Genomic DNA, 9,961 nt, shown 5'->3' on the forward strand with positions numbered 1-9,961 from the left:
GTGGCCGTCCCTACCGTTGCTGCCATGACAACCGCGACTCGGACGGGCCGGCATCCGTCCACCTTGGCGACCCTGTGGCGGTCGACCGTCGGCAAGAAGGCGGTCATGGCCGTCACCGGACTGGTCATGCTGCTGTACCTGGTCGCGCACATGCTGGGGAACCTCAAGGTCTTCTTCGGCCCCGACGACATCAACGGCTACGCCGCCTGGCTGCGCACCATCGGCCAGCCCTTCCTCGGCCACGAGTGGTTCCTGTGGATCGCCCGGGTCGCCCTACTGGCCTCCGTCGTCCTGCACGGCGTGTCCGCGTACCAGCTCAGCCGGCGCGACCTCGCCGCCCGCCCCAGCAAGTACGTGCACCAGCGCCGCCGGGCCAGCTACGCGACCCGCACCATGCGCTGGGGCGGGGTGATCCTGGCGCTGTTCCTGGTCTGGCACATCCTCGACCTCACCACGCTCACCGTGAACCCGGTCGCCGAGCACGGCCACGTCTACCAGAACGTCGTCGGCACCTTCGGCCGCTGGTACAGCGACGTGTTCTACATCCTCGCGGTGGTGGCCCTGGGCTTCCACATCCGGCACGGCTTCTGGAGCGCCGCGCAGACCCTCGGCGCCAACAACGCCCGCCGCGACAAGGCGCTCAAGCTGACGGCCAACGGGCTGGCGCTGGTGCTGACGGCCGGCTTCCTGTCCGTCCCGCTGGCCGTGATGTTCGGAGTGGTGAAGTGAGCAACGCTGATTCCGGGAGCTACCTGGACTACGCCCTCGGCGAGCCGATCGCCGACACCAAGGCCCCCGCCGGACCGATCGAACAGCGCTGGGACCAGCGGCGGTTCGACGCCAAGCTGGTCAACCCGGCCAACCGGCGCAAGCACACCGTGATCGTGGTCGGCACCGGCCTGGCCGGCGGCGCGGCCGGCGCCACCCTCGCCGAACAGGGCTACCACGTCGTCCAGTTCTGCTTCCAGGACTCCCCGCGACGCGCCCACTCGATCGCCGCCCAGGGCGGCATCAACGCGGCCAAGAACTACCGCAACGACGGCGACTCCGTCCGCCGGCTGTTCTACGACACCGTCAAGGGCGGCGACTTCCGCGCCCGCGAGTCCAACGTGCACCGGCTCGCCCAGGTGTCGGTGGAGATCATCGACCAGTGCGTGGCCCAGGGCGTGCCCTTCGCCCGCGAGTACGGCGGCCTGCTGGACACCCGCTCCTTCGGCGGCGTGCAGGTCTCCCGCACCTTCTACGCCCGCGGCCAGACCGGCCAGCAGCTGCTGCTCGGCGCCTACCAGGCGCTCTCCCGGCAGATCGCGGCCGGGAACGTGGAGCTCCACCCGCGCACCGAGATGCTCGACCTGCTGGTGGTCGACGGCCGGGCCCGCGGCATCGTCGCCCGCGACCTGGTCACCGGCGAGATCCGCTCGTACACCGCGGACGCCGTCGTCCTCGCCACCGGCGGCTACGGCAACGTCTTCTACCTCTCCACCAACGCCAAGAACTCCAACGCCACCGCGATCTGGCGGGCCCACCGGCGCGGCGCCCACTTCGCCAACCCGTGCTTCACCCAGATCCACCCCACCTGCATCCCGCGCTCCGGCGACCACCAGTCCAAGCTCACCCTGATGAGCGAGTCGCTGCGCAACGACGGCCGGATCTGGGTGCCCAAGAAGGCGGGCGACACCCGCCCGCCCGGGCAGATCCCGGAGCAGGAGCGGGACTACTACCTGGAGCGGATCTACCCCTCCTTCGGCAACCTGGTGCCCCGCGACATCGCCTCCCGGGCCGCCAAGAACGTCTGCGACGAAGGCCGCGGCGTCGGCCCCGGCGGCCAGGGCGTGTACCTGGACTTCGCCGACGCCATCCGCCGGATGGGCCGGGACGCCGTCGAGGCCAAGTACGGCAACCTCTTCGAGATGTACGAGCGGATCACCGCCGAGGACCCGTACCGGGTGCCGATGCGGATCTACCCGGCGATCCACTACACGATGGGCGGCCTCTGGGTCGACTACGACCTCCAGACCACCGTCCCCGGGCTGTTCGCGATCGGCGAGGCCAACTTCTCCGACCACGGCGCCAACCGGCTCGGCGCCAGCGCGCTGATGCAGGGCCTCGCCGATGGCTACTTCGTCCTGCCGCCCACCATCAACGATTACCTGGCCCGCAACCCGGTGCCGGCCGTGCCCGCCGACCACCCGGTGCTCACCGAGGTCGAGGCGGAGGTCGAGGACCGGCTCAACCTGATCCTCTCCGTCGACGGCGACCGCACCCCCGACTCCTTCCACCGCGAACTCGGCGAACTCCTCTGGGAGGAGTGCGGGATGGCCCGCGACGAGGCCGGGCTCAAGCGCGCGCTGGCGCGGATCCCGCAGCTGCGCGAGGAGTTCTGGCGCCGGATCAAGGTGCCCGGCACCGGCCAGGAGCTCAACCAGTCGCTGGAGAAGGCCAACCGGCTGGTCGACTACTTCGAACTCGCCGAACTGATGTGCCTGGACGCCCTGCACCGCGCCGAGTCCTGCGGCGGTCACTTCCGCACCGAGAGCCAGACCCCCGACGGCGAGGCCGCCCGGCGCGACGAGGAGTTCTCCTACGCCGCCGCCTGGGAGTTCACCGGCACCGGCCGGGCGCCCGTCCTCCACCGCGAGGACCTCGACTTCGAGCACGTCCACCCCACCCAGCGGAGCTACGCATGAACCTCACCCTGCGCATCTGGCGCCAGGCGGGCCCGGACGCACCCGGCTCGATGACCACCTACCAGGTCAGCGGCATCAGCCCGGACATGTCCTTCCTGGAGATGCTCGACACCCTCAACGAGGAACTGATCACCCGCGGCGACCAGCCGGTCGCCTTCGACCACGACTGCCGCGAGGGCATCTGCGGCGCCTGCGGCATGGTCATCAACGGCCAGGCGCACGGCCCCGAGCGCACCACCACCTGCCAGCTGCACATGCGGCACTTCCGGGACGGCGACACCATCGACGTCGAACCGTGGCGGGCCTCGGCCTTCCCGGTGGTCAAGGACCTGGTGGTGGACCGCTCCGCCTTCGACCGGATCATCGGCTCCGGCGGCTACATCACCGCCCCCACCGGCAGCGCCCCCGAGGCCCACGCCACGCCCGTCCCCAAGGAGGCCGCCGACACCGCCTTCGAGCACGCCGAGTGCATCGGCTGCGGCGCCTGCGTGGCCGCCTGCCCGAACGGCTCGGCGATGCTGTTCACCTCCGCCAAGGTGGTGCACCTCAACGTGCTGCCCCAGGGCGCGCCGGAGCGCTCCGCCCGGGTGCGGAACATGGTCGCGGCGATGGATGCCGAGGGCTTCGGCGGCTGCACCAACACCGGCGAGTGCGCCACCGCCTGCCCCAAGGGCATCCCGCTGCCCAGCATCGCGGCGATGAACCGGGAGTTCCTGCGGGCTGCCCGCGGCTGACCCTCCCCGCCCCGTGAACGGTCGGCCCCTCGCTCTGGTGCTCAGGCGGGGGGCCGACACCTGTTCCCCGTTCGCCGTTGTCTGTTCGCCGTTCGCCGTTGCCGGGGCGTGCGGGCCCGATTCGCGCTACCCGTACGGGTGGTGGATCGCCGCACGCGGTGCTTCCTGACGGAGAATCGCGCTACGGTGGTGCTCCGCTACGGAGGGACGGCATATGCCCGAGGTTCAGTCCTGCTCCGGCTGCGGCGGGTCCGGGGGGACCCAGAAGACCGAGGCAACGGTCGAACTGGACGAGGAAGGAAGCATGGTGCCCAGCGTTCACACCTTCTGGTCACCGTGCGGTCGGTGCCACGGATCCGGGACGGTGATCGTCGGATGAGGTTGGTCTTCGAGTGCGTCGAGTGCGGTGGGCACTACCTGCCGCCGGAGGGCATGGTCTATCCGGACGGCCCGGCCTCGCCGGTCTGGTGCACCTCCTGCCAGACGTCCAAGCACCGGGCGGGCCTCCGGGAGGACCCCCTGCTCGCCCGGATCGCCCTGGCCGCCGCCCGGGCCGCCCTGGCCCGACGCACCGCCGAGGCCGCCGAACCGGCCACCACCGGCCGCGGCGACGTCCGCCCGTCCCGGCCCCCGCTGTCCCGCCGGGCCCGCTCCGGCCCGGGCGGGGTGCGCGGCAAGCTGGGCTGAGGCCCGGCTCCTGTTCCGTGCCGGTTCCTCTGCCGTGCCGGAGCCTGTTCCCTGCCGGCTCTCTGCCGTGCCGACTCCCCTGCCGCGCCGGAGCCCTGTGCCCGGCCGCCGGCCGGGCCACCGGCGTCAGAACAGCGCCTCCTGGGTGTCCGGCTCCGGCGGGCGGATCCGCTCCTGGAGGACCAGGCCGTCGGAGGCCCGGCCGGTGACCGGCGTGAGCGTCCAGCCGGTCAGCCGCCGGGTGTCCAGCAGCAGCGGGCCGGAGCCGTCCGGCTGGTCCAGGAACAGGTGCCGGCCCACCGGTGGGCGCAGCGTGCCCGCGATCACCGCGCCGTCGGCCAGTCCGGCGATCTCCCGGTAGGCCTCGGGGGCGCCGCCGGCCAGGCCGTAGCGCTCCACGTGGTCCACCACCGGGCGGTCGGCGAGCAGTTCCACGGCGTGGCCGTCCAGCAGCCGGTGCGCCTGCGCCCGGGCCTCGGTGAGCACCGTACGGCGGTACGGCGCGTCGCCGTGCGCCCACCAGTGGTCCGTCTTGAGCCGGGACTTGTACCGCTCGCGGGCCATCCCCGAGGCGGCCACGGTGAGTTCGGCTCGGCGCACCGCGGGCAGGCCGCCGCGCGCGGTGAACGCGTAGGCCAGCGCGCCCTGTTCGAGCAGCCGGCTGTCGCCGCGCTGCTCGGCGGTCAGGCCGACCTTCAGCAGGCCCTCGCCGAACCAGGCGAGGTAGAGCAGGTAGGTGCGGCCGTCGTCGAGGATCTGGTCCCGGGCCAGCGCCAGGCCGCGGTCCACGCTCTGGCAGGCCGGGCACTGCGTCGCGGCGCCGGCCGGGTCGATCACGGCGTGGTGCGGGCAGGGCGTGCGCTCCGTCGCCCCGGCCAGCCAGGCCCCGACGCAGCGGCGCGGGCCGGCCAGCAGCCAGCCGACCTCCGTACCCGGCGCGACGGCGCGCTCGTGCACCTGTGTGCCGCGCACGGCGCCGAGCAGGGCCCGGCCGTCGTGCCAGCTCAGGCCGGTGGAGACCCAGCCGGCCGGTCGGTCCGGGTGCTGGGGTGCGGGGATCGTCACGGGCATCCCTCCCTGGGGTCCTGCTCGGGTCGTCCTGGAGCTTCCCGGGATCTTCGATTCAGGTGAGGCTACCCGGTGGCACCGACAATCCCGTCCTGCCGGGGCGAAGTACATAAGCACCTTAGATAAGTTGCTGATACATTCGGGCCCATGGCAGCAGTGGAGTCATCCGACGGCCTCGACGTGGCCGCCCTCGCCGACGCCCTGGAGCAGTTCACCGGGATGTTCATCCGCCTCGCCTCGGTGGAGAAGCTGAGCTTCACCACCCTCGGGGTGCTGCACACCCTCGCCGGGCGCGGCCCGCTGCGGCTCTCCGAACTCACCGCGAGCGAGCAGGTCACCCAGCCCGCCATCACCCAGCTGGTCACCCGGCTGGAGCGCGACGGCCTGGTCCGCCGCGGACCCGACCCCACCGACCGCCGCGCCGTCCTGGTGCACCTCACCCCCGCCGGACGGGCCGTCGTCGACCGCCGTCGCGGCGACCGGGTCGCCCGGCTGACCGCCCTGACCGAGCACCTGGACGAGCACCGGCGGCAGAGCGTCGCCGCCGCACTGCCCGCGCTGCTGGAGATGGCCGCGCTCGGCGCCGCGCACCCCGACGGCCCGCCGCCACCCCGACCGTCCCGCTGAGACGAGCCCGGCAAGGAGCCCCGGATGACCACCGCACCCTTCCCGCTCTCCCCCACCCCGATCCACCTGCCCGACGCCGTCCTCGACGACCTGCGCGAACGCCTCGCCCGCACCCGGGCCCCGCTCGGCGAGCCCGACGACTGGTCCTACGGCGTCCCGCGCGGCTACCTCGCCGAACTCCTCGCGTACTGGCGCGACGGCTACGACTGGCGCCGCGCCGAGGCCGCGATCAACGCCCACGAGAACTACGTGGCGACGGTCGACGGCACTCCCGTGCACTTCCTGCGCCGGCCCGGCGTCGGCCCGCGGCCCGTCCCGCTGATCCTCACCCACGGCTGGCCCTGGACCTTCTGGCACTGGTCCAAGGTGATCGACCCGCTCGCCGACCCCGGCGCCCACGGCGGCGACCCGGCCGACGCCTTCGAGGTGATCGTCCCGTCCCTGCCCGGCTTCGGCTTCCCCGGACCGCTCACCGGGTTCCCGGACGTCAACTTCTGGAAGGTCGCCGACCTCTGGCACACCCTGATGACCGAGACCCTGGGCCACCGGAAGTACGCCGCCGGCGGCTGCGACATCGGCGGGATCGTCTCCAGTCAGCTCGGCCACAAGTACGCCGACCGGCTGTACGGCATCCACATCGGCTCCGGGCTCCCGCTCGACTTCTTCAACGGCCCCCGCGCCTGGGACTTCGCCCGCAACCGGCCCCTCACCGACGACCAGCCCGCCGAGGTCCGCGCCCGCGTCATCGAACTGGACCGCCGCTCGGCCTCCCACCTCGCCGTCCACACCCTCGACGGCGCCACCCTGGCCCACGGGCTGAGCGACTCACCCGCCGGACTGCTCGCCTGGCTGCTGGAGCGCTGGAACGCCTGGAGCGACAACGGCGGCCGCCTGGAGAGCGTCTTCACCAAGGACGACCTGCTCACCCACGCCACCATCTACTGGGCCAACAACTCCATCGGCACCTCGATCCGGTACTACGCCAACGCCAACCGCCACCCCTGGGCCCCCTCCCACGACCGCACCCCGGTCGTACAGGCCCCGGTCGGGCTCACCTTCGTCGGCTACGAGAACCCGCCCGGCGTCCACACCGCCGAGGAGCGCGTCCGGGCGTTCGTCAGCGGCCCGCAGGCCGCCTGGTTCAACCACGTCAACGTCAACTCCCATGACCACGGCGGCCACTTCATCCCCTGGGAGAACCCCGACGCCTGGATCGACGACCTGCGCCGCACCTTCCGAGGCCGCCGGCCGTGAACCCGGGGCCGCCGGGTGCCGGCGCCGTTGGTGCGCGTGCCGCCCGAGGCGCGGGCGGGGCCGCCCGCGGGTGAACCCGCCCCCGTCGGCCCGGCGACCGTCGCCGGGCCGACGGGCCGTCACCGGGCCGTGGCCGTGGGGCGGTAGCGGTGCAGGTCGCGGGGGCTTGGCCGGGCGGGGCGTTCACGTTCTATTGTGGCGGGCGCGGTCGGCGGTGTCACCGGGAGGTGGCGCGGGGTGGCCGGGTCGGTGTGAGCGCGAAGGGGTGGCTGGTGGCGGGGCGTCGGAACACTGGGGTGCTGGCGGTCTGGGCGGAGGCGCAGCGGCAGCAGCAGCGCCGGGAGGAGGCCCGTTGGCGCGCCGAGGCGGCGGAGTTGCGCCGGCACGAGCGGGCCCAGCGGGAGGCGCAGCGGGCGGCGGCCCGGAACGAGCGGGAGGCGCAGCGCGCGTACCAGCAGTCGCGGGAGGCGGAGGCGGCCGCGCGGACGGCCGAACTGGAAGCCCGGGTGGAGGAGTTGCGCGGGTTGCTGGCGGCCGGACTGGCCGCGCCGGGGTTCGGGCCGCAGGCGTTGCTGGCGCCGCGTCCGGTGCCGCCGTTCGATCCGGGGCCGTTGGGCGAGCCGGTGCCGATGCCGGACCAGACGTCCGCCGCCTACTTCGTGCCGCCGCCGGACGGGGCGCAGGCCCGCAACGGCGGGGTGCGCCGGCAGTACGAGCAGTACCTGGCCCAGGCCCGCGCCCGGTTCGAGCAGGACTGGTACGCCGCGCAGGCGCGGGAGGCGGACCGGCAGCGCCGGCTGGCCGCCTACCACCAGGAGTACCTGGTGTGGGCGGAGGGCTTCCGCCGCCAGGAGGAGGAACGCGGGGCCGGTACCGAGGAGTTGCTGCGGCGGCTGCGGGCGGGTGAGCCGGAGGCGGTGCAGGAGTACTTCACGGCGGGGCTGTACGCCTCGGCGGCCTGGCCGGAGGGCTTTCCGCACCGGGTGGTCGCGGCCTGGGAGGCGTCGAGCCGTCAGCTGGTGGTGAACTGGGAGCTGCCCGGCCCGGACGTGGTGCCGGCGGCCGGGCGGGTGCGGTACGTGAAGGCGGACGACCGCGAGGCCGAGGTGGCCCGGCCGGCGACCGAGCGCAAGGCGCTGTACCGGGAGGTGCTGGCGCAGTCGGCGCTGCGGGTGGCGGTGGAGCTGTTCCGGGCGGACCGGGACGGGATGCTGGACTCCGTGGTGCTGAACGGCTTCGTGCTGGGCATCGACCCGGCGACCGGCCGGGAGGCGGAGCGCTTCCTGTCGACGCTGACCGCGACCCGGGCCGAGTTCTCCGGGCTGGCGCTGGACCGGGTGGCGCCGGTGGAGTGCTTCCAGGGCCTGGGCGGCAAGCTGTCGGCGCGGCCCGAGCGGCTGGACGAGGTGAAGCCGGACCGGCTGCCGGAGTCGGTCGGCGGGGGCCTGGCCGGGCACTTCGGCGAGGACGAGCCGGACCTCTTCGAGATGGACCCGCTGGAGTTCGAGGACCTGATCGCCGAACTGTTCCGGCTGCGCGGTTTCCGGGTGATGACCACGGCCCGCAGCGGCGACGTCGGGGTGGACGTGGTCGCCGAGGACCTGGACCCGGTGACCGGCGGCAAGATCGTGATCCAGGCCAAGCGCTACAAGAAGACCGTCCCGCCGACGGCCGTGCGCGACCTGGAGTCCACCGTCCGCCACCACGGCGCGATCAAGGGCATCCTGGTCACCACGGCGGGCTTCGGCAAGGGCTCGTACAACTACATCGAGGGCAAGCCGCTGACCCTGGTGAGCGGGCCGGAGCTGGTGGAGCTGCTGGCCGAGCAGGGACTGCGCGGCCGGCTCGGCGGCGGCACCGGCGGAGGCGGCGGAGGCGGCGGCACCGGCGGCAGCGATGGCAGCGGCGGAAGCGGTGGCAGCGGCCGGAACGGCGACAGCGGCGGGACCGGCGAGTCGGGCGGCGCTTCGCACCGGACTGCCGAGGGCGACCAGCCCGCCACGCCGCACAGCAGCGTGACGGTCAGTTGGCAGAGCCGCACCGCCGGCGGGGACCCGGTGGAGCTGGACGTCAGCGCGTTCCTGTGCGCCCGCGGCCGGGTGCTGAGCGACGAGCACTTCGTGTTCTTCAACAACCCGCAGGACCCGGACGGCGCCGTCCGGCTGTACCCGACCCACTCGGTTCCGGGCGAGCCGGCCCGGGCGGCGCGGCTGAGCCTGGACCTGTACCGGCTGCCGCCCGCCGTGGACGAGGTGGTGCTGGCGGTGTCCACCGAGGAGGAGGAGCCCCCGGCGCTGCCGCTGGGCTACGTGTACGGGCTGGCCGTCGCCGCCGAGTACGGGCCGGGCGCGGACGGCCCGGCGAAGTGGCCGGGCGCCAACGGCGGCATCCCGGACTCGGCGATGCTGCTGGGGAGCTTCCGACGGGCGGACGGCGGCTGGCAGTTCGGGCCCTCGGCGCGGGCGGTGACGAACGGTCTGACCGGGCTGGCGACGGCCTTCGGCGTCGCCGTGGAGTGACGCGGTGGAGTGACGCGGTGGGGTGTCGTCGCGGAGTGACGCCGTGGAGTGACGCAGCCGGGACCACCGGCGCCCTTTGGTTCTCAGGGCAACAGGTCATACCTGAGGAGGAGATCGCCCCCGCCGCCCCGCCGGGTCGGCGGGGGCCGACCCTCCGCTCGGCATACGCGTCGGGCTCGAACGGCTTGGGAGGATGGATCGGTAGGAATATCCGATTCATTCCCAGGAGTCTTCGTGACCTTCCCCGCAACCGCCGTCCGTACCGGCCTGGCGGCCGCCCGCGCCACCGACCTCAACAAGGTCTACGGGGAGGGGGAGACCCGGGTCGTCGCCCTGGACAACGTCAGCGTCACCTTCCCCCAGGGCGAGTACACCGCCATCATGG

General features: G+C 73.5%; 8 protein-coding genes and 1 pseudogene. 8 read left to right on the forward strand and 1 reads right to left on the reverse strand.

What is annotated here, in order from left to right; all coding sequences use genetic code 11:
• The first annotated feature begins 24 nt into the window (after window positions 1–24).
• The 4 genes from ACZ47G_RS23390 (at window position 25) to ACZ47G_RS23405 (ending at window position 4,108) form a co-directional block, all read left to right on the forward strand.
• A complete protein-coding gene (locus ACZ47G_RS23390; RefSeq protein ID WP_465745573.1) occupies window positions 25–729 on the forward strand; it encodes a succinate dehydrogenase cytochrome b subunit in 705 nt (234 codons plus the stop codon).
• Window positions 726–2,687 (forward strand): fumarate reductase/succinate dehydrogenase flavoprotein subunit, encoded by a 1,962-nt coding sequence (locus ACZ47G_RS23395; RefSeq protein WP_465745574.1) that lies wholly within the window; start codon window positions 726–728, stop codon window positions 2,685–2,687. Before ACZ47G_RS23390 ends, ACZ47G_RS23395 begins: the two co-directional genes overlap by 4 nt.
• The gene (locus ACZ47G_RS23400) at window positions 2,684–3,421 is read left to right on the forward strand and encodes a succinate dehydrogenase/fumarate reductase iron-sulfur subunit (RefSeq protein ID WP_380463085.1); all 738 of its coding nucleotides are present in this window, start codon (window positions 2,684–2,686) and stop codon (window positions 3,419–3,421) included. Before ACZ47G_RS23395 ends, ACZ47G_RS23400 begins: the two co-directional genes overlap by 4 nt.
• Window positions 3,422–3,796: 375 nt before the next feature.
• The gene (locus tag ACZ47G_RS23405) at window positions 3,797–4,108 is read left to right on the forward strand and encodes a hypothetical protein (protein WP_465745576.1); all 312 of its coding nucleotides are present in this window, start codon (window positions 3,797–3,799) and stop codon (window positions 4,106–4,108) included.
• Window positions 4,109–4,234: 126 nt separating this feature from the next.
• On the opposite strand, the gene ACZ47G_RS23410 is transcribed toward ACZ47G_RS23405, so the two are convergent.
• Window positions 4,235–5,173 (reverse strand): DUF2797 domain-containing protein, encoded by a 939-nt coding sequence (locus ACZ47G_RS23410; protein WP_465745578.1) that lies wholly within the window; start codon window positions 5,171–5,173, stop codon window positions 4,235–4,237.
• A gap of 150 nt (window positions 5,174–5,323) precedes the next feature.
• Between ACZ47G_RS23410 and ACZ47G_RS23415 the strand changes: the two genes are divergently transcribed.
• The 4 genes and pseudogenes from ACZ47G_RS23415 to ACZ47G_RS23430 form a co-directional block, all read left to right on the forward strand.
• Window positions 5,324–5,803 carry a MarR family winged helix-turn-helix transcriptional regulator gene (locus ACZ47G_RS23415; RefSeq protein WP_465745580.1) on the forward strand — a complete coding sequence of 160 codons (480 nt, stop codon included), beginning with the start codon at window positions 5,324–5,326 and terminating at the stop codon, window positions 5,801–5,803.
• 24 nt (window positions 5,804–5,827) lie between these two features.
• A complete protein-coding gene (locus ACZ47G_RS23420; RefSeq protein ID WP_465745582.1) occupies window positions 5,828–7,057 on the forward strand; it encodes an epoxide hydrolase family protein in 1,230 nt (409 codons plus the stop codon).
• A gap of 251 nt (window positions 7,058–7,308) precedes the next feature.
• The gene (locus ACZ47G_RS23425; RefSeq protein WP_465745584.1) at window positions 7,309–9,576 is read left to right on the forward strand and encodes a restriction endonuclease; all 2,268 of its coding nucleotides are present in this window, start codon (window positions 7,309–7,311) and stop codon (window positions 9,574–9,576) included.
• A gap of 234 nt (window positions 9,577–9,810) precedes the next feature.
• Window positions 9,811–9,961 (forward strand): annotated as a pseudogene (locus ACZ47G_RS23430) (ABC transporter ATP-binding protein); the annotation flags it as partial.

It is taken from the genome of Kitasatospora sp. NPDC030952, assembly GCF_055571335.1.